Below are 26,442 nucleotides of genomic sequence, written 5' to 3' on the forward strand. Positions count from 1 at the left end.
TAGATGAATATTAATCCTGACCTAATTTCACAAAAATGCATTCACAAGCAATTAATCAAGAAGAAGATAATGACCCTTCATTTGATCCTTCTCTCTGGAACTCTCATTATATCTATGGTTTTATCAATGGTAATCCAATGCAGAAAATTTCAGATAAAGAAGCAGTTTCGGAAATTATAAGAAATACCGTTGGTAATCAAGGTTTCATTGCAATAGATTCTATTTTTCACCCTTATTATCTTGTTAATCAAAATGGAGCAACGGCATGGGACCTTGCCTGGTTTTCGATTTTTCTTAAGGAAAAAAAAGTGATCACAGAAATTGCCAACAATGAAACTGCAATCGTAGTAGAATCTGATAACCTGGGATTAAAACAATTCATGGTTTGGCCAAATGATAGCCTGGATCCTAATAAATATCAACAATATCAGAAGTTCGTCCCTTTTATTTTACCTTATCTTACTTATTCAAAGAATGAAGAGACCCCTACACATTGGACAAAAATGATCGAAGCAGAGATACAGTTGCAAGGGCATGCCGAAACCTATATTGAGAATTTCAATTCAGTATTTTCACAATTTGTTTCAGGGCATATCATGACTTTGGGATTTGGTCAATTTGACAGGGAAAATCCCGATGATCTCCTTGAAAGATTTACTGATTTTTATGAAAATAATATTGCTAACCGATAGACCTTTCAAATGACAGAATTTAAGAAGTTAGAAAAACTGATATCTGACCCAACAGTCAATTGGGGACTTAATGGATATGAGACAGATACGATATTTGTTGTTTCCGCCATTGCGATGGGTAATACTTTTGAATTTTCATTAAGAGAGAAAAAACAGCATTATAAAAAAACCTGGGAAACAGGTCCTGATGAGATTAATGATCTCAATGGGGTTATAAAGCAGGGACACTCTTTCGGGGCCTTTATCGATGGTGAACTTGTAGGCTGGCTTATTGCTGAATTCCGGGAGTGGAATAATAGTTTTTATATTGAAAATATTTTAATCAGTGAAAAGTTTAGAGGACAGGATATTGGAAAACAACTGATTAAAAAGGCAAACAGAGAAGCCCGGGATTTAAATTGCAGAATCGTAGAACTGGAAACCCAAAACACCAACTACCCTGCCATAAAATTTTATCTGCGTGCAGGATTTAGTTTTACTGGGATCAATACAAAACTCTATAATGACTCTACGGAAACAGCAATATACATGAGCTTTGATGTCTTATAGCTCTACCATTCACTTAGAATTCTTGATCGGTGAGAAAGTCCCCAGAAGTGCAGCTCGTCCAAAACTTTTTCAAGGGACATGCCGTGCTCTGTAATGGAATATTCTACTTTAGGCGGAACAGTATCAAAAGCTTCCCTTTTTATCAGTTTATTTACCTCCAGAAGTTTCAACTCTTTGGACAGAATTTTATCTGTAATACCGGTTACTTCTTTAGAAAGTTCGCCAAATCTTTTGGGTTTTTCAGATAAAGAAAATAAAATTAATAATTTCCACTTTCCTTCTACTGCTTCAAGAGCATCCTTAATAGAAAGCATTGTCTTGGGGCATCCTCCTTTTGCCAGCATAACTTATTGATTTCATTATTACTTTCCGGCCGGAAAGTACTATCCAAAGGGAAAGTAACCATGGCCGCATAACAAATGTAAGTAATTTTGAATCATTAAAATCAATAGATCATTAGAAATGAAAACCTCAAAAATTTTAAACATTACAATTTGGGCTGCAAAAATCTTTTTATCCGTTTCACTACTTTGGGCAGCCTCTATGAAATTATTTCCAGCCTGCTGAAACATTAGCTCAAATGTGGCCATGGACTGAACAAAACCGTAGTTTGGTTTTGGTAACAGGAATTATTGATGCGGTGGCTGCGATCGGGATTCTTCTTCCTGATCTGATAACACTCAAATCAAGGCTTACCTTATACACAGCATATGGAATAATTATACTGATGATTTTCGCAAGTGTATTTCATATTTCACGGGGAGAAGCAGGACAAATTGGTATAAATATATTTTTTCTGCTGGTGGCTCTGTTTATTATCTGGACGAAAAAGAGATGCTCTCATTTTTAACTCAATCGACAAAATCAATTAAAGATATTACAAATTCCATTTTGTACCGAACGGTACAATTACATACCTTTGCTCTGTTAAATCATTCATCATGGCAGGAAGACCTAAAATATTCGACGAGCATCAGGCAATTGAAAAGGCCACTGAAGTTTTCAGAGCAAAGGGATACGATGCATCTTCTGCAGACGAATTGCTTAATGCGATGGGGATAGGAAAAGGAAGTTTTTATCATGCCTTTAAAGGAGGAAAACAGGAGCTTTATGTACGTTCCATTGAACAGTTTTCCGAAGGTTTTCTTAGTAGATTTGAGCAGCAGCTTTCAAATTCTGATAATGAAATTGAATTGATTAAAACATTTTTTTTACAGCTTTCCAAAAAACCTGATTGCGATAGAGAGACAGGTTGCTATCTTGGAAATGCTTTAGTACAGCTATCCGAAAAAGATATTGAAGCCAAACACATCTCAGGCGGGCTTCTGAAAAAGCTTCAGCAGACCTTTAAAAAATCGATCAAAAAAGCCCAGGACAACGGACAAATAAAAAATGCAGAAGATCCCGAAATTCTTGCGTGGCATCTCACCAATTTATGGAATGGACTTCATGTTACAAGACGTATGGAGAATTCATCTAAAACACTTCGATCAATCATTGAAATGAATTTGAAAGTGCTTGATTAAATTTTTTTGAACAATTTTGTACTAAATAGTACAATATAAAATAAATATTTTAAACCAACAGTTATGAACATTACAAACAACACCATCCTTATCACAGGAGGAGGATCAGGAATCGGCTTAGAAATCGCAAAATTGTTAAATCCGTCCAATAAAATTATTATTGTAGGTAGAAACAAAGAAAAACTTGACAATGCTGCTCAGGGATTGGAAAATGTATTCACTATTCAGGCAGACATCACTGATGAAAATGACATCAATCGTCTGATAGAAGAGATCAAAATCAATTTTGGGACATTGAACATCCTGATTAATAATGCCGGCCATGCATATGCTTATACTTTATCGGACTCTTCTGACACCTATACTAAAGCGATTGCAGAATTTACAACCAATTACTTTGCTCCTATACGACTTACTGAAAAATTACTCCCTTTACTGAAACAGCAAAACAACGCGGCAATAGTTAACGTATCCTCAATTGTTGCATTTATTCCGGGATCTCATGTGCCCACCTATTCGGATTCCAAGGCAGCTTTACATTCCTATACAAGATTATTGAGATATGAACTGGCAAAAGATACGGGCATTAAGGTTTTTGAGCTTATGCCTCCTTTGGTTGACACAGACTTCTCTGTAGAGATCGGTGGCCGTGAAAACGGCATTCCGGCATCTGTTGTTGCTGAAGATCTTGTAAAAGCCCTTGAGCAAGACACCTTTGAAGTTCGCGTCGGAAATACCGAAATGGTTTACAGCAATTTCTTTGCAGGCTCACAAGGCGCTTTCGAGGTATTCAATAAATAATCAGATAATGAAATATAAAATTTTTGGAAGTAAAACCGGACTTCGGGTTTCCGAATTAGCTTTGGGAACCGGAACATTCGGCACACGCCGTGGTTATGGTTCTTTACCTGAGGAAGCACAAAAAGTATTTGGCACTTACATTGAAGCAGGAGGAAATTTCATAGATACTGCGGATAGCTATCAATCCGGTGAATCGGAAGAACTACTTGGTACAATGATTGCGGGCAAACGTCAGAATCTGGTTTTATCTACAAAATATACCATGGGTGGAAAGGATTTACTCACTTCCGGAAACAGTCGCAAGAATCTCATTCACTCTGTAGAGGCAAGCCTCAAGCGGCTTAGAACAGATTATATTGATATTTACTGGGCACATCTTTCAGATGGGCAAACTCCCATCGAAGAAATCGTTCGCGGTTTCGATGATCTGGTGAGAGACGGAAAAATAGTATATGCAGGTTTCTCTAACTTCCCTGCATGGCGAATTGCCAATGCCTCTCTCATGGCCGATTTACGGGGATGGTCACCTATCGCAGGAATACAGATTGAATATAATTTAATTGAACGCACACCAGACCGAGATCTTCTGCCTATGGCCGAAGCATTAGGGCTTGGAGTTGCTTTCTGGTCTCCGCTTGCAGGAGGCTTGCTGACAGGAAAATACCGTCATCCCGAGTCTTTAGAAAATTCCCGTAAAAAAGAATGGAATGGTTATCTGGTAAAGGATGAAGCAGGACCTCGTGAAACGGCTATTTTAGATGCTCTTGAAAAAATTGCCTCTGAAAAAGGAGTAAAGGCTAGCCAGATTGCCCTGGCATGGCTTCGTCAAAAGCATCAATACAGCTTATTATCAACAATCACTATTTTGGGAGCCAAAAATACAAATCAGCTTAGCGATAATTTAGAATCTCTGTCTGTAACACTTGGTGATGATGAAATTCAGCTACTGAATAAAATAAGTGCCGTTAACTTGGGTTCGCCCCATGAGGTAATCGCCAACAGTCAGTCCGTATTATTTGGAACCAGCTCCGGTCATGTGATACAAAATCATCCTGTTGCATAAAGACTTTTTATTGCATCGTAAATATATTAATCATGCTGTTCCCAATTTAGGAGCAGCATTTTTTTATAAAAAAATCAGTTTTCCAACACAAATTAATAACTCACAAACAAGTGCCATAATAATTTTAGTATATTAGTAATCAATAAATTAAAATACTATTACTATGAAAAATTCAAAGAAATTATCAAGAAGAGATCTGGTATTGATCAGCGGCGGTGATACAGCTTATGCATTTTGCCTCGATGGCGTTTGTCCTCCGGCGGGTCCTGGTTATGATACTTACTGTAGTGGTGATGTATGTTATAAAACTCCCAAAACAGGTGGTGGCCCAATAGGTGGATGTCATGAACCCAAACGTTTCTGCCAGGAATGGGAAACAGGATGTGGATGCGTCTACTAATGATATGAAAAAAGAGTGGTTACCCACTCTTTTTTGTTGAAATGATTTCAATAAAAAAATGTTTACAACGTAGCTATATAATTTTCGTAGCCACTTTTGCCAAGCACCTCTTTAGGGGTCAGTTTGTATATATCCTTCCACGATTCAGGTCCATGCTTTTCTACATATTTTTCTACAATCCTGAAGCCAAGCCAGTAATTTAAAGTTTTGGGAGCTTGGGGGAAAAGCTTTTTCCGATCATTTCTTAACAATGGATTATCTCCTGAGGTATCCTCAAAATAAGGTTTTACATTGGTGAAGATTTCCTTTTCATGATTCAGATACCATGTCCAGCTTTCCTGGGACATATTTTCTACTGCATTGTGCTTCTCCATTTTCCCTTCGAAAAATACCCAGGTAAAATAACAGGCAAAACCCTCATCAATAGTCTGGCTTAATGCTGAATTTTTATCTTTATCCTTATTTCTTAACTTTTCATATACCAAATGATTGAGTTCATGAGGCAACCCTTTCTCGAGTATAAATTCAGGATCAATATTTTTATTATTGAGTTCAAGAGCAAATTGCCCGGCATTACAACCTCCAAAACCAATTCCTGTTAGTGGGCTGAAAAGTATACTAATAGTCGCTTTAGGCTGGTATGGAACTAGTCTGCCAAATTTCTTCAAATTAGTAGTCAGCACACGGTTGATATTCACCTTTAGCAATTCTTTTGTTTTATGATCAAACTCAGCTTTATGTTTGGGATAAAGTGTTTTATTCCATTCAACCATTCCTTCCGGAGTATTGTATAAAGAAGCATTTTTTTCACCAAAGATCATAGCATAGCAACTATCCCAAAGCCTTTTATGAGGATGATAAACCTTTTGAACAATCATTTTTTCATCAAAAGAATTATTGTGATGCGCCAGTATCTGATATTTGAAAAGGTTTTTAATGACAATATCGTTCACTTTAATACTGTCTGCCACTTTCTCAACATCTTTTTCGAAAGAATTCTCTGGGCTAAGCTTTTGGTTGGTAGAACAAAAATACACTGTAATAACACTGAATATCAATAATGTAGTTCTTTTCATCTCGTGGTTTTAGGTTTATCTTGGTATCTATTTTTTTCTTTAGCGCGGTAATCTTGATGCTTTTATTTCACTTATCTGAACTTTAGGTCATATTTACTCTGATCAAGAAACAGAAGTGGATTTTCCATTTCGATCATTTCTTTTAAAGCGGATTTTTTATCTGTGGCATTTTCATAATAGGCTTCGGCCAGATTATAGCCCATTCTGTAACCAAGATCTCCCGGCCGGTCCTTGCTGACAGAAGCATTAAAAAGCCATTTACTAAAATCTTTTGTGCATAACTCATTTTTGAGCTCATTCCAAAGTCTTTTCTCATTTTCTTTAGCATACATAAATGCTCTGCTTTTATAGTTCTTTTTTTCCAACAATACTTTCTCCGAAATATATGATGCCACGCCTTCTTTTATGATATGTTCCAGAAGAATGCATTCACATGCATTTTTATCAGTTTTTCTCTGTTGGGTATGGATGTATTCATGAACCGCTGTTTCTTTAATAAAATCAACCACATCCGATTCATTATTCCGGGATAAAATATCCGCTTTTAGGTTTTCATTTGTTATTTCAGATATATCACAATCCTTATTTCCAGCAAGCATTTCTACGCCTATCAATATATAATTACCCGAAATTGTTCCTCCTGTTGACATAGGGCCAATAACAAAACAGATTTTAGCAGGTTTTGCTTCCGGATACCATTTTTTGAATTCAGTGATCACTGATCCTATATTTTCCATCTGCATGGCTATCATGGTATTGTTTCTGACACTAGTATAGAATTTACTGTATTTTTTTATCCGTTCAACAAAAAACTCTGCAGAAAAGTACCTTACTTTCTCAAATTCCCTAAGCCCATCTGTTGCGCGGTCCAGATATATTTTTTGGATAACATCTATGCTATCCTGTTTACTTTTTGCCAGCTTCAACTGATCATATGCTTCCCAAAAATGCATGACATCTACAGTCATGATATCTTTAGCATTTTCTTTCTTCAGACCAAGAGCTACCTTCTCCCGGTTTTTCAATTCATTTTTGGTCAGTTTTTTTGAAGTAATTCCAATCACCCCATTTGGTTTTTTCTCTTTTTCAACAGAACGAATAACCAGCTTGTAATAATCATCTTTTTCGGGTGAAAACTCCATTTTATCATAACCATTGTTACCGTCTGCAAGATCTACAGAAGCAACTTTTTTCCCTGATGAATCCATAAGTATAACTTCAACATCTATATTATTTTGATAAACTGTAAAGAGATAAATATCTCCTTTTTTCAAATTCAAATGATAATGAGCATCAGAAGATCCATCAAATGACAGATTTGGATATGATTTCCCGAGTTCTATTTTTTGTCCGTGCGAAAATGCATATACGATGAATAAGAGAAAAAATAATTTTTGCTTCATATTGAATTAAGGTGTCTATCATAATAGACAGTTCAAAAATAAATTTTATTACAAGTGAAAGAAGTATTTACAATATTTTTTAATAATATTTTAATTATAAGTTCAGAAATATAGAATATAATTTTTCACTACTTTCAATTTTACATAAAGAAAATTCGATGCTTTTATTTTAATAAACACACCCTCTTTTTCGGCTACACAAAAGTAGATTCAGTCTTTTAGCTGAAATCTATTTATTATTCAGATTTGTTTATTTTAAGAGGGAGGTTTTATTAAATTTGCGTTCTTAAAAACTACGAGCTGATTTAAAATGAGTGTCAATAAAAATGTCTTAGAAAAAATGTCAAGCCAGGAGCTTGAAAAATATATAAAACCGGATACTAAGGTTGTGCCTCAAGCTATTCTGTATGCTTTTGATATATTGGAATCCAGAGGGAGAGAATTCAGTTCTGAAGAAATTGAACGAAAGAATTCTTTGATCACAACTGAAAAAGAAAAAGCAGAGGTCATTCCCCACTCTAACCATATGAAAGCAGCTAACTTAATTTATCTTTCAGCCGCGTTAGGTGTCGGTAATATGATTTGGACCTATGAATCTCTTAGTTCAGGTTCTGCAATATTTACAGCTGTAGTAACAATTGCAATCATTTTTGGAATTGGATATTTAGCAGGAAAAGGTACAGAATGGATAAAATATGTCCTTTTGGTTCTTTTAATTTTAGGAATTCTTGCAATCCCAATTGTAATAATGAATTTTCTAGCAGATCCTGTTCTTGGAATTATAAATGTTGCTCAAACTATCCTGCAAATATGGGCTGTTGTCTTGTTATTTAAGATACCGAAAACCGTAGAAATATAATCCTATAAGATTTGGCTGGATTATTTTAAAAATACAGAGACCTATCTTCTATCTCTTAAGATAAAAGAGGTGTAATAAATACCTGGTATAAAATGTTATATTCGTATAAAATTGAATACATGAAATTTATTTTCTTTACTCTGCTATTATTCATTAATACTATATCAGCTCAATCCAAATCTGAGGATTTTTTTCAGACAAGTGATCATGTACAGATCCATTACAAAGTTTCAGGAAAAGGAGAAGCCTGTATTTATATTCCAGGTGGTCCCGGGCAAGGATATCCTTCCTTTGAGTTAATGGGAGGGAACCATCTCGAGAAAAATCTTAAAATGGTCTACATGGATCAGAGAGGATCTGGAACATCCGGGAAGTCGGATGATTATCATTTGAATAAAATGGTACAGGATATTGAAGAATTAAGACAGCATCTAAAATTAAACAAGGTTTTCTTAATGGCTCATTCTTTTGGAGGAATTATTGCCGTAAGCTATGCTAAAAAATATCCTCAAAACGTAAAAGGCATTATTTTAGCCAATGTGACTTTACATTTCTTAAATAATGAATCTGTCAAAGAACAGATTGAATATGCCAATGAGCTTCTTCATTTGAAAAACCAAAAGATTGCAAAAGACAGTCTTTCTTCTGAACTTTCCAAATTAAGCAAGGCTTTAAGATCCAAAAGAATGGGATTCAGATTCCTTACGGATGATATTGAAACGATCAAAGAAATGGATAAGGTTGATTCATTACATCCAAGAATCATTGACTTTGGGATGGCAGTGATTACAAAGCCTAAAGAATTTCCCGAATACTATGCAGATTATGCCCCGATTACAAAAGACATCAAAGTTCCAACATTGATCATTACTGGGAAAAAGGATAAGGCTGTAGGTACAAAACACTATCAATCCTTTAAGTTCCCTGATAAAGAAATTGTTTCCATTGATGGCGGACACCTGCTGTATTATGAAAAAAATCCTGAATTCATTAAGGCCGTCTGGAATTTTGTAGGAAGGAAAAAATAATAAATCTGCAAATTGTCAATAAAAATAATTCAAACATAGCTGCTATTGGTATTGTATTAGCTGCCTTAATCATACACCATAAATATTAAGCTATGAAAGCATTAAAAAAAATTGACGAAAACACCAATGTTATTACATGGTTTGAAATTCCGGTCATCAATACGGAAAGGGCGAAAACATTTTATGAAACAATTTTAGATATTAAAATGATCACACGCTCTATTCCGGAAACTCAGGAAGAACTTACCTTCTTCCCTTATAACCCTGATGTTGTTCAGGCTACCTCGGGTAGAATTACAGGAGTTTTATCAAAATCAGAAAACAATCAGCCTTCGGACAAAGGAACATTAGTCTACATCAATGCTTATCCGGAAATCCAGGTGGTCTTGGACAAAGTAGAATCGGCTGGTGGCAGGATCGTAAGTCCGGCGATGAAAATGAATGCAGGCTATATTGCTGTAATTAGAGATACGGAAGGCAACCGAATTGGCCTTCACGCTGAAAAATAAGAGATTACCTAAAAACGCACAAATTGTGCGTTTTTTATTTCTCCCTGTCCCATAATACTCATAGCAATGTAACATTTGTTCATTTTCAGTGACTTACTGATTATAACCAACAAATAACTATACTATGAAAACAAGGTTTCTTTCCTGCACAGTTCTCATGATGATATTAGGCAATTCCCTATTTTGTGCACAAGATAAAGTTCAGACTCCTGAAAAGAATGAAGTGATCAATAACTTAATCAAAAATGAAAAAGAAGCAATGATCTGGTATGCCTTAAAGGATGGGGCTAAAATTGAAATTGCTAAGATAAACACAGAAATTACCCGTAGCAATACCACAGTGGATGTAAAAACTACCGTAAAAATGGCTGGTAAGCCAGATTGGGTTGATGAAACCATTGCAGAGCTTCCTCAATTAAAACCAATAAAACATACTTCTTTCAACACACAAAGGGACATGGCTTTACATTTTGGGAAAACAGTAACCGGATATTATACAGACAAAGCAAGCAATACCAAAACCGAAATTAACGAAAAGGGAGAGGGAGGATTTTTCGATAGTAACATCTATCCTCAGATCATCCGGTGGTTACCGCTTAAAGATCATTATAAGACTGATATTGCCATTTTTGACTACAATCCGAAATCAAGCAAGAGGTTAATGAAGGCCCATATTACAGATACACAAAAAGGGACTTTTCTCAATAAAGAGGTCTGGATGGTGAGTGTGACAGATGATATTTCTGACAATGCTGTAAAAATGACTTTTTATATTGACACAAAATCCAACCAGGTTTTGAAACAGGAAATTGATGCGGGTGGAAGAAAGATGCTGATCGAAAGAATAGATTAAAAAGACTACATAAAAAACGCGCCTTTTGGGCGCGTTTTTTATGTATAAAGTTTTACTTAATTAAAACTTCAGATCTCCGTTCACTTCTCTTACAGCTTTAGCAGCCTCAGCAAACTTCAATTGCTCTTCTACAGTAAGTGTTACGTTTACGATCTTTTCAACACCATTTTTACCGATAATAGCAGGAACACCTAAGCAGATATCAGTTTGGTTGTATTCCCCTTCAAGCATTAAAGAACAAGGGATCATTTTTTTCTGGTCACATGCAATTGCCTGAACCATTACAGAAACAGCCGCACCTGGAGCATACCAAGCTGAAGTTCCTAATAATTTAGTTAGTGTAGCTCCACCAACTTTCGTTTCTTCAATTACATATTTTTGTTGATCAGCATCAAGGAATTCAGTTACAGGAACTCCGTTTCTTGTCGCTTTGCTCAATAATGGAAGCATTCCTGTATCACTGTGAGCAGCGATTACCATTCCGTCTACATCAGAAATAGGGCTTTCCAATGCTTCAGCCAATCTGTATTTAAATCTGGCAGAATCCAATGCACCCCCCATTCCGATGATCTTATGTTTTGGAAGACCGGAAGTTTTGTGTACTAAATATGCCATTGTATCCATAGGGTTAGAAACTACAATGATGATTACATCAGGAGAATGCTTTACCAGGTTAGCAGTAACGTCTTTTACGATTCCTGCATTAATTCCGATCAATTCTTCTCTTGTCATTCCAGGTTTTCTTGGAATCCCTGAAGTGATTACTGCTACATGAGATCCTGCAGTTTTGCTGTAGTCTCCTGTTGTTCCCGTAATTTTGGTATCAAAACCGTTAAGCGACGCTGTCTGCATCAAATCCATTGCTTTACCTTCAGCAAAACCTTCTTTAATGTCTACTAAAACTACCTCTGAACAGAAGTTTTTCATAGCAATGTATTCTGCACAGCTTGCTCCTACAGCGCCTGCACCTACTACAGTTACTTTCATAATGTATACTTTTTAAAATTATTTATTTTTAGTTCAGTCTAAAAATTTGACTCCCAAATTTAACAATTCCTGAAAAATTGAGCAATCTTTCAGGAAGTTAATTATCTGCAAAGGATATATTTGGATTTCAGACCGGAAATTAATTTACGTTCAGTAAAAAAGTGTATAATTTTTTGGCTCCCGATAGTACCTCGTTGTAGTTCTCTTCAGAAACTTCAGTATCCAGAACCTCTTTAAAGTTTTTCCACATAGGTCCTGTGTTCTCCTGATAACAACCGAAGAAATTGAAAGTTACCTCATCAAAACCCTCCGTTTTAGAAAGTTGTTTCGCAATAACATTTCCTCCTAATGTAGAACCTTCAATTACATACATCATTCCTAATGCCTCATGCTCATTATTTACCTCAAGCCTCTGGGATGTCTTTTGGTTTTCCAAAGCAAGACTTTCCAGATCTTTTTCGATAAGGGGAAGTTTTACTCTCTGTTCCAATTGAAGTTTATCACCAAACTTGTCATGAAGGCTGTTGAAAATTTTATCTTCAGAATGCAAAAGCATCAGGTAATTCGTATGAATGATTTTTTTATAATCTTCTAGAGTAAAGGTCTTATTAAAAATCTTTTCAGAGTTAAAAAGTTTCTCAGCAGCATCGTGATATTCAGCTGTATTTTGTTTAAGATATTCAGATACCATAATATGGATTTAAAAGTTCCTCAAATTTAGGGCTTTTTAAACGTTAAAATGAAAGAAGTACCCTCTTTATCACTTTTATAATCCACATTCCCTCCTATTCTCTTCATAATTCTATGAACAATAGACAGCCCGATGCCATTCCCCTTAAACTTCTTGGCATTATCCATTCTGTTGAAAATCTTAAACATTTTATGCTTTTCCTCTTCAGGAATTCCGATTCCATTGTCTGAAATTTTATAAACAACCGTTTCTCCCACTTCCTGCCCTTCGATTTTTACTGTCGGTTGCTCCTGATGAGAGGAATATTTTACGGCATTATTAATGATATTTAAAAATACCTGGTGCAACATGGTTTTATCTGCCAGGACCTCGGGAGCTTCCTTGATGATAATCTCTGTTTTCGGGCTATCGAAAGTAATTCTTGCATTCTCAGAAATTTTTTCGATTGTCTGATGAGGCTGCAGGCTTTCCAGTTCAATTTCACTGTGCTTTGCACGGCTCAGTTGAAGGACATCATGCATCATCTCTGCCATATTATCAATTTCTTCGATAATAGACTTTAACTTATTTTTTTCCTTTTCGGATTTGTCAAAATTAGAAAGAAGCATCTGGGCATTAAGCTTCATTACAGTAAGCGGTGTTCCCAGGTCATGAGAGATCGTATAAGAAAAACTGTCCAGCTCCTCATTTACTTTTTTAAGCTGGTCATTCAGCTGTTTTATGGTGTTATATTGCTTGTGGGATGTTTCTAAAATTACATCACGAACCACTTGTACTCCGCTTATGTTTCTGGAACTCCATCGTTTGGAATTACCTTTAATGTTTTCCTTAAATACTTCAAAAGATTTTCTTGGAGAAACGATCTGTTTTTCTTCCCCGTTTTGAACGAAAACATCAACCTTCTTTTCAGGATTTCCGGCCCAATCTATATGTTCGTCAAATTCCCGGCGGAACCAGATCAACATTTCATTCTTAACCCGGTCTATGAAGTATATGATAATCCCTGCACTATCTTTGTCGAGTTCCAGATCATTACCATACTCTTTCAGGAAACTGCGGTTAATGTAAATACTTTCATCTGTGTTTTCGTAAGCCCAGTTTACTATTTTCTGAATAACTGCGTGGGCTGGAGTAATTCCTGTTTTTACAATATTGTCATCCGAAATAATTGCCAGACCATCTGCTTCTGCAATATTCATAATTTCTTTCCTGTTCTGAACCAGAGAGTCGAATAAAGAATTTTGTTTCAGAAACTCTGTTTTCAGAAATGCAGATTTTTCATTCAGATCCAGGCGATACTTCAGTTCTCTTTTGGTTTTAAAAGACGAATAGGCATTAGATGCCAATGCTGTAAAAATCCCTGCCTGAACGCGGTCTTCCAGATCTATATGTTTAGGTTCGGTATTCTGACAGGTTACCAATCCCCATAGCTTATCATCGATAATGATGGAAACACTAAAACTTGAAGAAGCTCCGGAGTTTTTGATATACTGTCCATGAATAGGCGACATTCCGCGTGACGCAGCGAATGTAAGATCTATATTTTGTTGTATTTTGCTTAAAATAGGAACAGTTTCAGAATATACATTACTGAAAATCCTCTTTCTTTTTTTAAGATACAATTCCCTGGCCTGTCTTGGGATATCCGTTTCAGGATAATGCAATCCGAGATAACTATGTATACCATTACTTCTTTTTTCAGCAATCACCTTTCCCGAACCATCGGTCATAAACTTATACACCATCATTCTGTCATAATTCACAATTTTAGAAAGTGTGTTTAAAAGCTGATCCCAGATTTCCTGAGCATTGTCTATAATATAAAAGTTATCGTACTTATTGGATATCCGCTTATTGGGATTTTCAATAACCTTCTCAAACTCTAAAAAGATGCGGCCGCTATTTCGGAAAACAGAAAAATGATATTCCGTTCCGTGGATGAATATTTTATCGAAATACGTCTCATTTTCTCGTCTTGTAAACGTATTCAGTGAATTATAAATCTCTGATTCTATAATACTTTGGAAGCTTTCCGGAAAATCACTGATCTTTTTATCGAAAAGGATGTTTACATCTTCGATAGCAAATATATCCCTTATATTTTCACTGAAAAAAGTAATGAAGTGAGATTCTGCATCAATGCCAATCAGGTATCCAAAACTTTGTACATACCCCGGAATATGGATGGGTTCTTCGTGACATTCTACAAAATTCATAGTATTCTAAAATCAATCAAATATAACGAATTTTTTGATGAAATATTACTTTGTGGTATCTAAACCTATTATAAATTCAACTATTTAAATAACAGCACATTAGATCACAATCTATTGTTATTAATATACTAAATTTTGTTAAGAAAATCACAATTTTTTTCATAAAATTAAAGGAAAATGATTATTAACATCAAACTAATATTAAATTAAAATAATTCTAATAATTAAGTAAAATTCACTAGTTTTATATCACCAAAACATGAAAACATAAATAAATAATCAAATATTTTTAAAAGAAATATATTTTTTATTTACCTAACACTCAAATACATCAGTATGAAAAAATTATTAATTATCCCTCTTATTTCCTTTTTTCTACCTGGACTCATTAATTATTCCGAAGCTTGTACAAGAGTCGTTTATAAAGGCCCTGATAACACAGTTATCACTGCCCGGTCTATGGACTGGCGTGATGAAATTGCAGTAAATTTATGGGTGCTCCCGCGAGGAATACAACGTGACGGCGAAGTTGGTGCAAAATCCGTTAAATGGACCTCTAAATATGGCAGCCTTATCAGCACAGCATGGGATATTGCAACCGCTGACGGAATGAACGAAAAAGGACTTGTTGCCAATGTACTATGGCTGGGTGAAAGCCAATATCCGAAATTTAATCCCAAGGGACGCGAGAAAGGCATTTCCATTTCGATGTGGGCTCAATATTTCCTCGATAATTTTGAAAATGTAAAAGAGGCTGTCGATTATATGAAAAAAGAACCGTTCGTTGTTGTAAGTGATTATATCCCGGGAACTGAACGATTTACCACCCTTCATTTATCTTTATCAGATGCTTCCGGGGATAATGCTGTTTTAGAATACATCGACGGAAAACTGATTATCCATCACGATCCGTCTTACACTGTAATGACAAACTCCCCTGTTTTTGATCAGCAACTCGCTTTAAATAATTACTGGAAAGGAATCCCGGGCACTATTATGCTTCCCGGAACCAATCGTGCAGCAGACCGTTTTGTAAGAGCTTCCTATTATATCGATGCGATTCCGAAAACTTCTGATACCCGTTCTGCCGTAGCAAGTGTTTTCAGTGTGATCAGAAATTGTTCGGTACCATACGGTATAAGTTCAGAAACAGAACCTAATATTTCTTCAACAAGATGGCGTTCTGTCTCCGACCATAAAAATCTGGTTTACTACTTTGAAACCGTATTCACTCCCAATACCTTTTGGGTAGATCTTAAAGAATTTGATTTCAGCCCTAAAGGAAAAATATTAAAGTTAAACCTTGATAATTTTAAAACCTACAACGGAAAAACCAATAAAGACTTTGTAGAAAGCAAGCCTTTTAAATTCCTGGGACTTTAGATCCTTTTCAATCTTTTAACTCAATATAAAGCACTATGACCTTTTTTTCACTAAAAAAAAGAATGCAATTACTTTGCCTGATTGTCTTCTCGATATCAGTAAGCGGGCAGGTGAAAGACTCTGCACAGACCCAACCGGGAGAAGATAATATAAAATATCCTCAGCTACAGATTAAAGGACTTTTTCAGGCGAGATATCTTGTTGGTATGACCAAAGATGTTGATGTAAACGGACTTCATCATGAAGACGGATCCGGAACTGATAATAATTTCATGCTCAAATACATGAGGGTACAGGTAAGAGCACAGATCAGCAAACGCACTGAAGTAGTCGTATTGGCTAATCTGGCAGATTTCAAAAATGATCCTAAAAGCAGGGTTCTTGAAAATGCTTATTTGAAATACACTTTCAATCCTAAACTTGCCATCACTGTCGGGCAATTCCGTCCGTGGTTCGGGATTGAAGAAACTTACCCTATAGACATCATCAAGTCTTTGGACTGGTCCAATCAGTACACTGAATTCGGAAAATTGGGATGGACAAGTTTCCAGATAGGGATGTCCGCTACCGGGCAGCTTGAGCTGGGAGAAATACCTTTCCAATATGCGGTTTCTGTAGTTAATGGTAATGGAAAGAATCAGGTTAATGATAACGACAACGGAAAACAATATTCAACCCGCCTGGTATTCGGGCTTTTAAAAAAATACAATTTTAACGTTGGTTTAAATGGCGGCATAGGTGAAGTCTTTGGTAAAAAGGTTTACGCCCTTGGAGTGGACCTCAGCTCATTGGTTACTTTTGATCCTAAATGGAGCCTCGATATGCAGTTGGAGGCGAAACAGGCAACAAATCATGTTTTGTATAATTCAATAGCACCCGAACAAAGGCCCGACAATCCGGACAATTATCTGATTCGTGGCATTTATTTTTTACCAAACTTAAGATATGAAATCAACCATAGAAACCTCAGCGCCTTCGAATTATCCTGCCGGTATGAATACCTGGACACCAATTTCAGGATGAACTCCAATCCCCGGCAAACGATCACTCCGATGTTCGGTTTAGAGTTTCTTAAAAACTATGGCGCAAGAATTCAATTGGGTGTACAGTTCGACAGATATAAAAAACAGATTGAAAATACCTCACAATACAATAATAATCTATTCATCGTTCAGGTGCAAAGTAGATTTTAATCATTAACACATTACTACTATGAAAGAAATAAATATCAAGAATGTCGCAATAACTTTTGCTGTTGCCCTTATCATCTGGTTTATTCCTGAGCCCGATGGTGTTACCGCAGATGCGTGGCACCTTTTTGCCATTTTCGCGGCAACAATTTTAGGAATCATTCTAAAAGCGGCTCCCATGGGAACCATGTGTATGATGGCTATCGGATTCACTGCGCTAACCCAGGTAATTGCACCGGGTGATGCGGGAAAATCAATCACTAAAGCACTCTCCGGCTTTGGAGATAAAGTGATATGGCTGATTGGGATCTCATTTTTTATTGCACGGGGATTTATAAAAACCGGCCTGGGAAATCGTATTGCTTTTTTATTCATAAGAATTTTCGGTAAAAGTTCCCTTGGGCTGGCTTATGGTCTGGGATTAGCGGATGTCTGCCTGGCTCCCGCTATCCCTAGTAATACCGCACGGGGAGGAGGTATCATCTACCCTATTATGAAATCCATGGCTATCAGTTTTGATTCTGTTCCGGAAAAACCGGAAACCCACAGAAAGCTAGGGGCATTCTTAACGCTGAACAGCTATTATATGAACCTGATCGCTTCCTCTATGTTCTTAACAGGAACCGCCAGTAATCCGATGTGTCAGAAATTTGCAGCCAACCTGGGCATCAACATCACCTGGATGTCATGGGCTGCTGCTGGTTTCCTGCCTGGTTTGGTTGCCTTTTTTGTAGTTCCGTTAGTACTCTATAAATTGTATCCACCGGAATTGAAAAAAACAGGTGACGCTCCTAAAATGGCTGCTCAAAAGCTTAAAGACATGGGGCCTATTTCAAGGAACGAATGGCTGATGCTATTGGCATTCTTCATTTTACTGGCACTCTGGATATTTGGCGGAGCACTTTCAATTGATGCTACTACAACCGCTTTTATAGGATTAACCTTACTGCTTCTGACTTCTGTCCTGACATGGGAAGATATAAAGTCAGAGAAAGGAGCCTGGGATACCATCGTATGGTTTGCCGTACTGGTTATGATGGCAAGCTCACTGAATGAACTCGGCTTTATCGGATGGTTCAGTGACCTGATCAAAGTGAAAATCGGTGGACTGAGCTGGCAGGTGGCCTTTCCAGTAATTATTGTTGTATACTTTTTCAGCCATTATATTTTCGCCAGTGCTACTGCCCATGTCGCTGCCATGTACGCCGCATTGTTAGGTGTAGGGGTTGCCGTGGGGATCCCACCAATGTTACTGGCCATGATGCTCGGTTTTCTGGGTTCTATTTACGGGGTACTTACGCATTATGGCCACGGTCCTGCTCCGGTATTTTTCGGAAGCGGCTATGTAGAGCTGAAAGCCTGGTGGCTTCGCGGTTTGGAAATAGGAATCGTACTTCTTATTATCTACATGGTAGTAGGTGGCTTATGGATGAAAGTATTGGGATATTATTAAAAATAAAAAAACAAAAATTATGCTGTCTACCTTGTCAAGAAAAATGCTGATGTGCCTCACAGGATTGTTTCTGAGTTTTTTCTTGCTGATCCATTTCCTGGGAAATCTTCAGCTGTTCCTGCCGCAGGAGCAGGCACATTTGCAATTCAATGCCTATTCTCACTTCCTTTCGGGTAATATTGTAATCAAAATCGTTTCTTATGTCCTGTATGCAAGTATTATTCTTCACGCAGTAGATGGTTTAATCATCACTTTAAAAAACAAAAAATCGGGTGGACGTTATTCTGCCGACAGACGCGGAAGAGCAAGCAAGTGGTATTCCCGGAATATGGGAATATTGGGAACTTTATTACTGATCTTTCTGGTGATCCATTTTCAGAACTTCTGGTATGTATATAAATTCGGTAGTCCGCCATTAGACAATAACGGGAATAAGGATCTTTATATACTGGTGGTGACGGTATTTAAAGAATGGTGGTATGTGATCATTTATGTGATTTCCATGGCTGCCCTGTGCTATCATCTTATCCATGGGATCTATAGCGCAGTAAGAACATTGGGACTTTATCATCCGAAGTTTGTCAAATGGTTTAAGACCATAGGAATTGCTTATTCAATCATTATCAGTATTGGATTTGCGCTCATGCCTGTTTATGTTTTCTTTACCGCTAATTAAAAATAAAACCGATGAAGTTAGATTCTAAAATACCCCAGGGACCATTAGAACAAAAATGGGCTCAATATAAAAAAACGGCAAAACTCGTTAATCCTGCAAACCGTAAAAAGCTGGATGTTATCGTAGTAGGAACAGGACTGGCAGGAAGTTCCATAGCTGCATCTCTTGGAGAAATGGGCTATAATGTAAAATCATTCTGTTTTCAGGACAGTCCGAGAAGAGCCCACTCCGTAGCAGCTCAGGGAGGAGTAAATGCTGCTAAAAATTATAAAAATGATGGAGACAGCGTGTACAGAATGTTTGTGGACACTCTGAAAGGAGGAGATTTCAGAGCTCGTGAGGCCAATGTATACCGCATGGCTGAATGTTCGTTAAACCTTATTGATCAGGCAGTAGCGCAGGGAGTTCCTTTTGGCAGGGAGTACGGAGGCTACCTCAACAACCGGTCTTTTGGCGGAGTACAGGTAAGCAGAACATTCTATGCCAGAGGTCAAACCGGTCAGCAATTGCTTCTGGGAGCATATCAGGCATTGATGAGGCAGGTGGGTAAAAATACGGTACAATTGTTTTCCAGACATGAAATGCTGGATCTTGTGCTCATTGATGGCAAGGCAAGAGGAGTTATTGTAAGAAATTTGGATACCGGTGAGATTGAACGGCATTCTGCTCATGCTGTTGTATTAGCCACCGGCGGATATGGTAAAATTTATTACCTCTCCACATTGGCCATGGGATGTAATGGCTCAGCAATCTGGAGAGCCCATAAAAAAGGAGCTTTAATGGCTTCACCAAGTTGGATACAGGTTCACCCGACTTCATTGCCCCAATCCGGAGATTATCAATCTAAGCTGACCCTGATGTCCGAATCTCTCCGGAATGATGGAAGGATATGGGTTCCTTTAAAAGATAATGAAACCAGATCTCCAAATGATATTCCTGAGAATGAACGGGATTATTATCTGGAAAGGCGGTACCCTGCTTTTGGCAATCTGGCACCAAGGGATATTTCCTCCCGGGCTGCTAAAGAAAGAATTGATGCCGGATTCGGTATCGGACCTCTTAAAAATGCAGTATATCTTGATTTTTCCAAAGCAATTAAGGAACAGGGCAAAGAAAAAATTAAGGAAAAATATGGAAACCTGTTCGATATGTATTTAAAAATAACAGGATATGATGCTTATAAAGAACCCATGATGATCTCTCCTTCTGCCCACTTTTCTATGGGCGGATTATGGGTAGATTATGAGCTCATGACAACCATTCCGGGGCTGTTTGCTCTGGGAGAAGCCAATTTTGCAGATCATGGAGCCAACAGACTGGGCGCCAATTCCCTTCTTCAGGCTTCCGTAGATGGCTATTTCATTGCTCCGTATACGATCGCAAATTATCTTTCCAATGAAATCCATACCGGAAAAATATCAACCGATAACCTGGCATTTGAGAATGCAGAAAATGCCGTTAAGCAACAGATTGAACACCTTATCAATATCAAAGGGAACAAAACCGTAGACTACTATCATAAAACCCTGGGCAAACTGCTTTATGATTATTGTGGATTAGCAAGAAATGAAGCAGGCCTGAAATATGCCATTGAAGAAATAAAAAAACTGAAAGCAGAATTTTATCAAAACGTAAGAGTTTCCGGTGATGAAAACCACATGAATACAGAATTGGAAAAAGCCGGACGTGTTGCAGATTATTTTGAAATCGGTGAACTGATGTGCTACGATGCCCTCACCCGAAACGAATCTTGTGGAGCCCATTTCCGCGAAGAATATCAGACTCCCGATGGAGAAGCCCTCAGAAATGATTCTGAATTTCAGTTTATTTCTGCCTGGGCATGGAAAGGTGAAAATCAGGAACCTGAATTAATTAAAGAACCGCTTGTATTTGAAGAAATACAGCCCACTGTAAGAAGTTATAAATAAAAAAAGAAATTATGGATTTACATCTTAAAATATGGAGACAGAAAGACAGAAGCACGGAAGGAAAGCTCGTAAATTATGATTTAAAAGATCTCAATTCCCACATGTCTTTTCTCGAAATGCTCGATACACTTAATGAAAAGCTGATCGTAGAAGGAGAAGAACCGGTAGAATTCGATCATGACTGTCGCGAAGGTATTTGCGGGCAATGTGGAATCATGATCAATGGCCTGGCACACGGTCCCTTAGAAAACACGACCACATGCCAGCTCCACCTGCGTTCTTTTAAAGACGGAGAAACTATTGTTATAGAACCTTTCCGGGCGGAAGCATTTCCGGTAAAAAGAGATTTAAAAGTTGACCGCTCGGCTTTTGACAGAATTATTTCTTCGGGAGGTTTTGTTTCCGTGAATACGGGACAGGCTCCGGATGCCACGGCCATTGCAGTTACTCACCAGATTGCCGAAGAAGCTTTTGATTCCGCGGCCTGTATCGGATGCGGAGCTTGTGTAGCCACTTGTAAAAATGCGAGTGCAGCATTGTTTACCTCTGCAAAAATAAGCCATATGGTACTTCTTCCCCAGGGAAAAGAAGAAAGGAGCGAACGGGTGATTAAAATGGTTCAGCAGATGGATAAAGAATTATTCGGTCATTGCTCCAATACAGAAGCTTGTGAAGTGGAATGCCCTCAGGGAATCTCAGTCCTCAATATTGCGCGTATGAACTATGAATACAGCAGGGCTTTATTTTTCAGAAAAAAGTAAATAAAAAAAGCAAAAGGACAAAAAGGTGAATTTTCTTTTTCGTTATTCTACCCTTTTGCCCTTTTACATCTTATGTTTTAACTTCCTTAGACTTCCTTATCAAAGTACAGCATATAGTACTTTCCTTTTTCATCCTGTCCCTGTTCCAGCATCTTCCGGTCACCATGAATGTAGATATGAAAATTTTTATCTAATTTGATAATGCTTTTAAAATGTCGTTGTGTCTTTTTTACAGCCGCCTCACTGATCGGAAATTCTTCAGCAATATTGATCTGCATATCCTGTTCGTAATCTGTTTTAAAGTTAACAAAACTCTCAATCACGTGTTCATCACCAAGTACCTCACTCGCAAAATCATCAAGCTTAAACTCTTCTTTTTCTTTAAAGAAATTGATGGATTTATTCAGAAAGTCAGCCTGATCCGCTTTAGAAACCTCAAATTCCTGCGGAAGCTGCTTGGTAATATAATCCTTGTACACCATTAAAGCTTCCTGAGTATGGAAATACTCATCATCACGCTGCTTTACTTTAAGAAAATCCTCAAACCAGTAATACATATCACCGTTCTTGTTATTATCCACTACAGATAAAACATATCCGCTTTCTTTGTTATTATTATAGATCAAAGCTGCCTTATCAATTTTTGACAAGCCAATACCCTGATCTTTTTCAAGTCCAAAAGTTTCTTCCTGAGGGAATATTTTTAAGAAAGATTCTCTTTTTTCAGTCTTAAAAATACCTATTTTATCCACTTTCTCATCGCCTTCCCTTTCATCTTCAAAGAAAACAATAAACAATTCTCCTCCCTGCACTCTCGGATTTTCAGCAGCTTCAAAAAGGTGTTTGGCAATATTCTCCGATTCCCATAGAAATTTGGCCTTATCCTCAAAAATTTCTGTTACAGAACTGTAAACAGGATTATTGACAAGATAAGTATCACTGTAAAACTGGTACGTTTCTTCTGTTTTAAAAGAACCTAAAAAGTAATCTTCCAGCATTTCTGCCATCCCTTCTTCCAACTGCAGCTCTTCCTGGGAAAGTGTTAAAGACTCACCGTTGATCTTATTTCCTACTCTGTGTACTATAATTTTTGAAAACATTTTTGATTTTTATGGATTGCAAAGATATTAATAATATCAAATACCGGACAGCATTTCATTCTGATAATAACCTTATCATTTTGAATGGTTTTCTGGCTGTATAAACATCAGCAATATTAGTTCAATAAATTGATATACAGCATATTAAAATAAAAACATTTTCAAAGGAACACATTTGGCATCACCATTCTCAAAACATAAAAAATGGACTTAAAAACCTTAAACAGAATAGACCGGCTGCGAAGATTAAAAAGCAGAGGACCGAAAACCCCGAAATGGATGAAGCCTTATCACTTGCTATTCATAGCATTTCTTGTACTCTTTATTTTCGGAGGATTTATTAGATTTTTAGAACAAAACCATTATTAAATAAATATGAATTACTTACAGGCCGTTCAGGAAATTACAGAAGTTATTCCTGATATACAGTACGAGTTGGATGAGCACAAAACACAAAGTTCTTATTATGCCATGAGCACTTTTACAGATCATATCAAGCGAATGATTCGTCAAAATGAAAGGACACTCCTTTTTAAAAGTTTAAAAAAGATGAGTAACATCTATAAAAACGGAGATGCTATGCTTAAGAATGCTATAGAATGTACTTTTATTTATTCCCTCGATAATGTCACTATCCTTTGTAATGAAGAATACCGGAAAGCAATATTTAGCCACATGTCCAGGGATTTGCAAAAAATATATGCCAAGCAGATTTACAATCATGGCATATAGTGACAGCATTTATCATCAGAAAAAGAATCCTTTTGTCACTTTAAGGAGATTTTCCGTGGAAAACGGTTGATAAAAACCGGCCATCTTATTTTTTTATTACATTTTTCAGGTATTTCATTACACAATTATCATCACTATGAAGACAAAAATCAGAAAACAATTCGACTGGAAACAGTGGAAAGAAGCGAATTCCAGACACAATATCGAAATATTGGCAACTCATATTGCTTTAATAATCGGAGTATTTATTGTTGCATCATACTTATAAGTTTGGTATAATTTTGGCGGCAATAAAAGTGTTTGAAAAATAAAATATTATTTATGATGAACGAGCCAATGCAAACTATTAATGAAGAGACAGCTGTAGAGTATTTAAAATTTTTCTATCCCACTCTTAGAAGTGAAATTACTCAATTATCAATGCAAAAAAATTTCGCCGGTATTATTCAATCCACGGTAAATTACTTGAAGAACCTCTTACGGGAATCCAAGATTAATATTATCGGCCATCATATCAAATTGATGGAAGGAATTTACCGTAATGCGGATACTTATGTTAAAGATATTATCGAAAATCTTTTCGTAAGATCATTTGAAAGCTTTAAAAAGCATACCAAAATACAACACTGGAATGCGATCTTTCAGTATATGCCGGTTAATTTCCAGGAAATTTACCTGGAACAGCAGAAAAAAGATCAGATATTTTTTGGTAAAAAATAAATAGCAAAATGCCCCGGAATCTTTCGATTCCGGGGCATTTTTATTGGATGATATCAATCTCTTTATTGATCTTTTTTCTTCACGAAAACTTTTTGAATGGTTTCAAGTTCTTGTCTGTTCAATTTTGTAGTTTTTTCAAGTTTCGCTAAAAAAACATCTACTTCCTCCGGAGTTGCTGGGGATCCCAGATTTTCGCCTTTGTCATTAAAAGAATCTGTAAGAACCTCACCTTTAGAATTCAATACCAACCAAAAAGGAAGGCCTGCATTCTCACCTTTATATTGATTCATCATTGCTTCGCCTCCGGGATTTTCAAGAACTTTCTTTTCTCCTCTTTCCTGAACATCCACATAGGCCGTAACATAGTTTTTATCAAACAAAGGCTTTGTTTCCGGAAGATTCATATTCTTTTCCATCAGTTTACACCATTGGCACCATGACGCATGGAATACAAGAAGTACATTTTTATTTTCCTTTTTAGCATCTGTAAGAGCTTTGTTAAGGACTACATCTGCTTTTTCCTGCGCAAATCCCAACTGAAATAAAAGTACAGTAAACACCAGGATTATTTTAGAATATTTCATTTCAATATTTTTTAAGTTAATACAACACGAATTTAGGTAATTTATCAGGAATTTATAATAATAAAATATAAAATTAAAAAACTGCTGGTTTTCCGTCTGGTATCTATATATATTTACACTATTATTTTAACACTGTTTCATCCACGGCAATACGTCGGAAGACAATCAAAGGTTCTTTTTTCCTTACAATGTCCAATGTGTTCTGAACTAAAAAAGTGAGCAGTATATAAAAGAGAATCAGGATTGAGACAAATGCAATTCCATGCTGTCTGTATCCAAAAATCCCTTTTCCCCATGAAATCAATATCCATTGTATCATATACATGGAGGTGAGGTTTTTACTGCAATATTTTAAAACTTTCATACATGTATTTTCCTTTGCTTTACTTGTCAGTCTGAAAATAGCCCAAAGGAATATCAGCGTCCATCCTGCAAAATAAATTACACCTCCAGGCCCCATATGATAAAAACCATTGTAGTGATAATTCCCATACATAAAAACCAAAGGAGCACCTAAGGCAATAAATATAAGCCCGACGTAGAGCATATTTTTAAACAATTGCGGCCCGTTATAATTCAGCTGCTGAAACCATTTCCCAAAAAACATCCCGATAATAATAAAAGACATCCATGGAAAAACAGGAAAGTACACATAAGCAGGAAAATTATTATTAAAAAGAAGATCCAGAATATAGTTAACGACAGGAAAATTAATATGAATACCGCTTACTTCTCTTGATACAAGAGCCGCCAAAAGACCTATCGCAAGGATACCATATTTATTCTTCACATATTTCCTGATAAATCCTACAAAAAGGAGAGACATTCCTGCCAGTTGCAAGATATCCCCCAGCAGTGCCAGATATAGATATTGCTGCTCTATCGGACCATGCCATCCATATTTTTCGATAAAATGTGCAGGAGCAAAACCTAAAATTACGGGAACAATGAACTTCATAAAATTCATAAAAAAAGCTGCTAATAAAAGTAAACCTCCCCGTTTGATGGCACTTGTTAAACTTTGATGGCTGGAAGTCATGAATGTGATTCCCATACAAATCAGAAAAATAGAAGTCCCTCTTCCTAAAAAGACAATAAAACTTCCAATTGCCGTATCTGATTGTGATTTCACATTGGCAAATATGAGTAAGGTATGAATGATAATCATCCCTATTACACTCATTCCTTTTATCAGGTCCAATGTTAAGATTCTTTTGTTGAGTTGTTCCATAGTTTTGTTTTAATTCAATATATATAGTTGA

28 protein-coding genes and 1 pseudogene are annotated in these 26,442 nt (G+C 36.7%); 20 read left to right on the top strand and 9 right to left on the bottom strand.

The features are described 5' to 3' along the window. Positions 1-35 precede the first annotated feature (35 nt). Both G9C87_RS07735 and G9C87_RS07740 read left to right on the top strand, forming a co-directional pair. A complete protein-coding gene (locus G9C87_RS07735) occupies positions 36-692 on the top strand; it encodes a hypothetical protein (protein WP_172279842.1) in 657 nt (218 codons plus the stop codon). A 9-nt stretch (positions 693-701) separates the two neighbouring features. Further along, entirely contained in the window at positions 702-1,241 is a 540-nt protein-coding gene (locus G9C87_RS07740) for a GNAT family N-acetyltransferase (protein WP_172279844.1), read from the top strand. Positions 1,242-1,243: 2 nt separating this feature from the next. Here the strand turns inward: G9C87_RS07740 and G9C87_RS07745 are convergent, their stop codons facing one another. Continuing rightward, a complete protein-coding gene (locus tag G9C87_RS07745) occupies positions 1,244-1,585 on the bottom strand; it encodes a winged helix-turn-helix transcriptional regulator (protein ID WP_172279846.1) in 342 nt (113 codons plus the stop codon). A 227-nt stretch (positions 1,586-1,812) separates the two neighbouring features. Here G9C87_RS07745 and G9C87_RS07750 point away from each other — a divergent pair. The 5 genes and pseudogenes from G9C87_RS07750 to G9C87_RS07770 form a co-directional block, all read left to right on the top strand. Then, positions 1,813-2,091: pseudogene (locus tag G9C87_RS07750) on the top strand (DoxX family protein); the annotation flags it as partial. Between the two features lie 91 nt (positions 2,092-2,182). Next, on the top strand, positions 2,183-2,767 hold the full coding sequence (locus tag G9C87_RS07755; protein ID WP_172279848.1) for a TetR/AcrR family transcriptional regulator: 585 nt from the start codon (positions 2,183-2,185) through the stop codon (positions 2,765-2,767). A gap of 63 nt (positions 2,768-2,830) precedes the next feature. Continuing rightward, positions 2,831-3,568: an SDR family oxidoreductase gene (locus G9C87_RS07760; RefSeq protein WP_172279850.1), complete on the top strand. Its 738-nt coding sequence runs from the start codon at positions 2,831-2,833 to the stop codon at positions 3,566-3,568. Between the two features lie 7 nt (positions 3,569-3,575). Beyond that, positions 3,576-4,631, top strand: a complete 1,056-nt coding sequence (locus G9C87_RS07765) for an aldo/keto reductase (protein ID WP_172279852.1) — start codon at positions 3,576-3,578, stop codon at positions 4,629-4,631. A 163-nt stretch (positions 4,632-4,794) separates the two neighbouring features. After that, positions 4,795-5,031: a hypothetical protein gene (locus tag G9C87_RS07770; RefSeq protein WP_172279854.1), complete on the top strand. Its 237-nt coding sequence runs from the start codon at positions 4,795-4,797 to the stop codon at positions 5,029-5,031. A 62-nt stretch (positions 5,032-5,093) separates the two neighbouring features. Here G9C87_RS07770 and G9C87_RS07775 read toward each other — a convergent pair whose 3' ends face one another. Together G9C87_RS07775 and G9C87_RS07780 are read right to left on the bottom strand one after the other, a co-directional pair. Next, positions 5,094-6,107, bottom strand: coding sequence for a DUF2268 domain-containing putative Zn-dependent protease (locus G9C87_RS07775; protein WP_172279856.1), 1,014 nt, complete (start codon positions 6,105-6,107; stop codon positions 5,094-5,096). A gap of 71 nt (positions 6,108-6,178) precedes the next feature. Continuing rightward, positions 6,179-7,510 (bottom strand): DUF2268 domain-containing putative Zn-dependent protease, encoded by a 1,332-nt coding sequence (locus tag G9C87_RS07780; RefSeq protein WP_172279858.1) that lies wholly within the window; start codon positions 7,508-7,510, stop codon positions 6,179-6,181. A gap of 310 nt (positions 7,511-7,820) precedes the next feature. Between G9C87_RS07780 and G9C87_RS07785 the strand changes: the two genes are divergently transcribed. The 4 genes from G9C87_RS07785 (at position 7,821) to G9C87_RS07800 (ending at position 10,759) form a co-directional block, all read left to right on the top strand. After that, on the top strand, positions 7,821-8,369 hold the full coding sequence (locus G9C87_RS07785; RefSeq protein ID WP_172279859.1) for a hypothetical protein: 549 nt from the start codon (positions 7,821-7,823) through the stop codon (positions 8,367-8,369). A 119-nt stretch (positions 8,370-8,488) separates the two neighbouring features. After that, the gene (locus G9C87_RS07790; protein ID WP_172279861.1) at positions 8,489-9,397 is read left to right on the top strand and encodes an alpha/beta fold hydrolase; all 909 of its coding nucleotides are present in this window, start codon (positions 8,489-8,491) and stop codon (positions 9,395-9,397) included. A 92-nt stretch (positions 9,398-9,489) separates the two neighbouring features. Continuing rightward, on the top strand, positions 9,490-9,906 hold the full coding sequence (locus G9C87_RS07795) for a VOC family protein (protein WP_172279863.1): 417 nt from the start codon (positions 9,490-9,492) through the stop codon (positions 9,904-9,906). Positions 9,907-10,030: 124 nt separating this feature from the next. Next, complete coding sequence (locus G9C87_RS07800; RefSeq protein WP_172279864.1) at positions 10,031-10,759, top strand: hypothetical protein; 729 nt, start codon at positions 10,031-10,033, stop codon at positions 10,757-10,759. A gap of 60 nt (positions 10,760-10,819) precedes the next feature. Here the strand turns inward: G9C87_RS07800 and G9C87_RS07805 are convergent, their stop codons facing one another. The 3 genes from G9C87_RS07805 to G9C87_RS07815 form a co-directional block, all read right to left on the bottom strand. Next, entirely contained in the window at positions 10,820-11,746 is a 927-nt protein-coding gene (locus G9C87_RS07805) for a malate dehydrogenase (RefSeq protein ID WP_172279865.1), read from the bottom strand. A gap of 139 nt (positions 11,747-11,885) precedes the next feature. Further along, positions 11,886-12,437, bottom strand: coding sequence for a biliverdin-producing heme oxygenase (locus G9C87_RS07810; RefSeq protein ID WP_172279866.1), 552 nt, complete (start codon positions 12,435-12,437; stop codon positions 11,886-11,888). A gap of 26 nt (positions 12,438-12,463) precedes the next feature. Next, positions 12,464-14,653, bottom strand: coding sequence for an ATP-binding protein (locus G9C87_RS07815; protein WP_172279867.1), 2,190 nt, complete (start codon positions 14,651-14,653; stop codon positions 12,464-12,466). Between the two features lie 336 nt (positions 14,654-14,989). Between G9C87_RS07815 and G9C87_RS07820 the strand changes: the two genes are divergently transcribed. The 6 genes from G9C87_RS07820 to G9C87_RS07845 all read left to right on the top strand — a co-directional run bounded on the left by G9C87_RS07820 (position 14,990) and on the right by G9C87_RS07845 (position 22,044). Then, positions 14,990-16,036, top strand: coding sequence for a linear amide C-N hydrolase (locus tag G9C87_RS07820; RefSeq protein WP_172279868.1), 1,047 nt, complete (start codon positions 14,990-14,992; stop codon positions 16,034-16,036). Between the two features lie 62 nt (positions 16,037-16,098). Continuing rightward, the gene (locus G9C87_RS07825) at positions 16,099-17,229 is read left to right on the top strand and encodes a porin (protein WP_228456983.1); all 1,131 of its coding nucleotides are present in this window, start codon (positions 16,099-16,101) and stop codon (positions 17,227-17,229) included. Positions 17,230-17,248: 19 nt separating this feature from the next. Then, the gene (locus G9C87_RS07830) at positions 17,249-18,679 is read left to right on the top strand and encodes an anion permease (RefSeq protein WP_172279870.1); all 1,431 of its coding nucleotides are present in this window, start codon (positions 17,249-17,251) and stop codon (positions 18,677-18,679) included. Positions 18,680-18,698: 19 nt separating this feature from the next. Then, positions 18,699-19,355: a succinate dehydrogenase cytochrome b subunit gene (locus tag G9C87_RS07835; protein ID WP_172279871.1), complete on the top strand. Its 657-nt coding sequence runs from the start codon at positions 18,699-18,701 to the stop codon at positions 19,353-19,355. 11 nt (positions 19,356-19,366) lie between these two features. Beyond that, the gene (locus G9C87_RS07840; RefSeq protein WP_172279872.1) at positions 19,367-21,283 is read left to right on the top strand and encodes a fumarate reductase/succinate dehydrogenase flavoprotein subunit; all 1,917 of its coding nucleotides are present in this window, start codon (positions 19,367-19,369) and stop codon (positions 21,281-21,283) included. Between the two features lie 11 nt (positions 21,284-21,294). Then, positions 21,295-22,044 (top strand): succinate dehydrogenase/fumarate reductase iron-sulfur subunit, encoded by a 750-nt coding sequence (locus G9C87_RS07845; RefSeq protein WP_172279873.1) that lies wholly within the window; start codon positions 21,295-21,297, stop codon positions 22,042-22,044. A gap of 86 nt (positions 22,045-22,130) precedes the next feature. Here G9C87_RS07845 and G9C87_RS07850 read toward each other — a convergent pair whose 3' ends face one another. After that, positions 22,131-23,144 carry a nucleoid-associated protein gene (locus tag G9C87_RS07850; RefSeq protein WP_172279874.1) on the bottom strand — a complete coding sequence of 338 codons (1,014 nt, stop codon included), beginning with the start codon at positions 23,142-23,144 and terminating at the stop codon, positions 22,131-22,133. A gap of 375 nt (positions 23,145-23,519) precedes the next feature. On the opposite strand from G9C87_RS07850, the gene G9C87_RS07855 reads away from it, so the two are divergent. From G9C87_RS07855 to G9C87_RS07860, 3 genes are all read left to right on the top strand, one after another. Then, complete coding sequence (locus G9C87_RS07855; protein WP_172279875.1) at positions 23,520-23,876, top strand: hypothetical protein; 357 nt, start codon at positions 23,520-23,522, stop codon at positions 23,874-23,876. 136 nt (positions 23,877-24,012) lie between these two features. Beyond that, entirely contained in the window at positions 24,013-24,144 is a 132-nt protein-coding gene (locus G9C87_RS20875) for a hypothetical protein (protein ID WP_262888816.1), read from the top strand. 53 nt (positions 24,145-24,197) lie between these two features. Next, positions 24,198-24,596: a hypothetical protein gene (locus tag G9C87_RS07860; RefSeq protein WP_172279876.1), complete on the top strand. Its 399-nt coding sequence runs from the start codon at positions 24,198-24,200 to the stop codon at positions 24,594-24,596. A 62-nt stretch (positions 24,597-24,658) separates the two neighbouring features. Here G9C87_RS07860 and G9C87_RS07865 read toward each other — a convergent pair whose 3' ends face one another. Both G9C87_RS07865 and G9C87_RS07870 read right to left on the bottom strand, forming a co-directional pair. Then, the gene (locus tag G9C87_RS07865) at positions 24,659-25,180 is read right to left on the bottom strand and encodes a thioredoxin family protein (protein WP_172279877.1); all 522 of its coding nucleotides are present in this window, start codon (positions 25,178-25,180) and stop codon (positions 24,659-24,661) included. Between the two features lie 121 nt (positions 25,181-25,301). After that, a complete protein-coding gene (locus G9C87_RS07870) occupies positions 25,302-26,411 on the bottom strand; it encodes a heparan-alpha-glucosaminide N-acetyltransferase domain-containing protein (RefSeq protein WP_172279878.1) in 1,110 nt (369 codons plus the stop codon). Positions 26,412-26,442 lie beyond the last annotated feature (31 nt).

It is taken from the genome of Chryseobacterium sp. LAM-KRS1 (assembly GCF_013184525.1).
In the GTDB taxonomy this organism is placed as follows: Bacteria; Bacteroidota; Bacteroidia; order Flavobacteriales; family Weeksellaceae; genus Chryseobacterium; species Chryseobacterium proteolyticum.

Bases quoted from the DNA above. Each gene is read 5' to 3' on its own strand.
- G9C87_RS07735 (WP_172279842.1), top strand. From the start codon at position 36: ATGCATTCACAAGCAATTAATCAAGAAGAAGATAATGACCCTTCATTT.
- G9C87_RS07740 (WP_172279844.1), top strand. From the start codon at position 702: ATGACAGAATTTAAGAAGTTAGAAAAACTGATATCTGACCCAACAGTC.
- G9C87_RS07745 (WP_172279846.1), bottom strand. From the start codon at position 1,585: ATGCTGGCAAAAGGAGGATGCCCCAAGACAATGCTTTCTATTAAGGAT.
- G9C87_RS07755 (WP_172279848.1), top strand. From the start codon at position 2,183: ATGGCAGGAAGACCTAAAATATTCGACGAGCATCAGGCAATTGAAAAG.
- G9C87_RS07760 (WP_172279850.1), top strand. From the start codon at position 2,831: ATGAACATTACAAACAACACCATCCTTATCACAGGAGGAGGATCAGGA.
- G9C87_RS07765 (WP_172279852.1), top strand. From the start codon at position 3,576: ATGAAATATAAAATTTTTGGAAGTAAAACCGGACTTCGGGTTTCCGAA.
- G9C87_RS07770 (WP_172279854.1), top strand. From the start codon at position 4,795: ATGAAAAATTCAAAGAAATTATCAAGAAGAGATCTGGTATTGATCAGC.
- G9C87_RS07775 (WP_172279856.1), bottom strand. From the start codon at position 6,107: ATGAAAAGAACTACATTATTGATATTCAGTGTTATTACAGTGTATTTT.
- G9C87_RS07780 (WP_172279858.1), bottom strand. From the start codon at position 7,510: ATGAAGCAAAAATTATTTTTTCTCTTATTCATCGTATATGCATTTTCG.
- G9C87_RS07785 (WP_172279859.1), top strand. From the start codon at position 7,821: ATGAGTGTCAATAAAAATGTCTTAGAAAAAATGTCAAGCCAGGAGCTT.
- G9C87_RS07790 (WP_172279861.1), top strand. From the start codon at position 8,489: ATGAAATTTATTTTCTTTACTCTGCTATTATTCATTAATACTATATCA.
- G9C87_RS07795 (WP_172279863.1), top strand. From the start codon at position 9,490: ATGAAAGCATTAAAAAAAATTGACGAAAACACCAATGTTATTACATGG.
- G9C87_RS07800 (WP_172279864.1), top strand. From the start codon at position 10,031: ATGAAAACAAGGTTTCTTTCCTGCACAGTTCTCATGATGATATTAGGC.
- G9C87_RS07805 (WP_172279865.1), bottom strand. From the start codon at position 11,746: ATGAAAGTAACTGTAGTAGGTGCAGGCGCTGTAGGAGCAAGCTGTGCA.
- G9C87_RS07810 (WP_172279866.1), bottom strand. From the start codon at position 12,437: ATGGTATCTGAATATCTTAAACAAAATACAGCTGAATATCACGATGCT.
- G9C87_RS07815 (WP_172279867.1), bottom strand. From the start codon at position 14,653: ATGAATTTTGTAGAATGTCACGAAGAACCCATCCATATTCCGGGGTAT.
- G9C87_RS07820 (WP_172279868.1), top strand. From the start codon at position 14,990: ATGAAAAAATTATTAATTATCCCTCTTATTTCCTTTTTTCTACCTGGA.
- G9C87_RS07825 (WP_228456983.1), top strand. From the start codon at position 16,099: ATGCAATTACTTTGCCTGATTGTCTTCTCGATATCAGTAAGCGGGCAG.
- G9C87_RS07830 (WP_172279870.1), top strand. From the start codon at position 17,249: ATGAAAGAAATAAATATCAAGAATGTCGCAATAACTTTTGCTGTTGCC.
- G9C87_RS07835 (WP_172279871.1), top strand. From the start codon at position 18,699: ATGCTGTCTACCTTGTCAAGAAAAATGCTGATGTGCCTCACAGGATTG.
- G9C87_RS07840 (WP_172279872.1), top strand. From the start codon at position 19,367: ATGAAGTTAGATTCTAAAATACCCCAGGGACCATTAGAACAAAAATGG.
- G9C87_RS07845 (WP_172279873.1), top strand. From the start codon at position 21,295: ATGGATTTACATCTTAAAATATGGAGACAGAAAGACAGAAGCACGGAA.
- G9C87_RS07850 (WP_172279874.1), bottom strand. From the start codon at position 23,144: ATGTTTTCAAAAATTATAGTACACAGAGTAGGAAATAAGATCAACGGT.
- G9C87_RS07855 (WP_172279875.1), top strand. From the start codon at position 23,520: ATGAATTACTTACAGGCCGTTCAGGAAATTACAGAAGTTATTCCTGAT.
- G9C87_RS20875 (WP_262888816.1), top strand. From the start codon at position 24,013: ATGAAGACAAAAATCAGAAAACAATTCGACTGGAAACAGTGGAAAGAA.
- G9C87_RS07860 (WP_172279876.1), top strand. From the start codon at position 24,198: ATGATGAACGAGCCAATGCAAACTATTAATGAAGAGACAGCTGTAGAG.
- G9C87_RS07865 (WP_172279877.1), bottom strand. From the start codon at position 25,180: ATGAAATATTCTAAAATAATCCTGGTGTTTACTGTACTTTTATTTCAG.
- G9C87_RS07870 (WP_172279878.1), bottom strand. From the start codon at position 26,411: ATGGAACAACTCAACAAAAGAATCTTAACATTGGACCTGATAAAAGGA.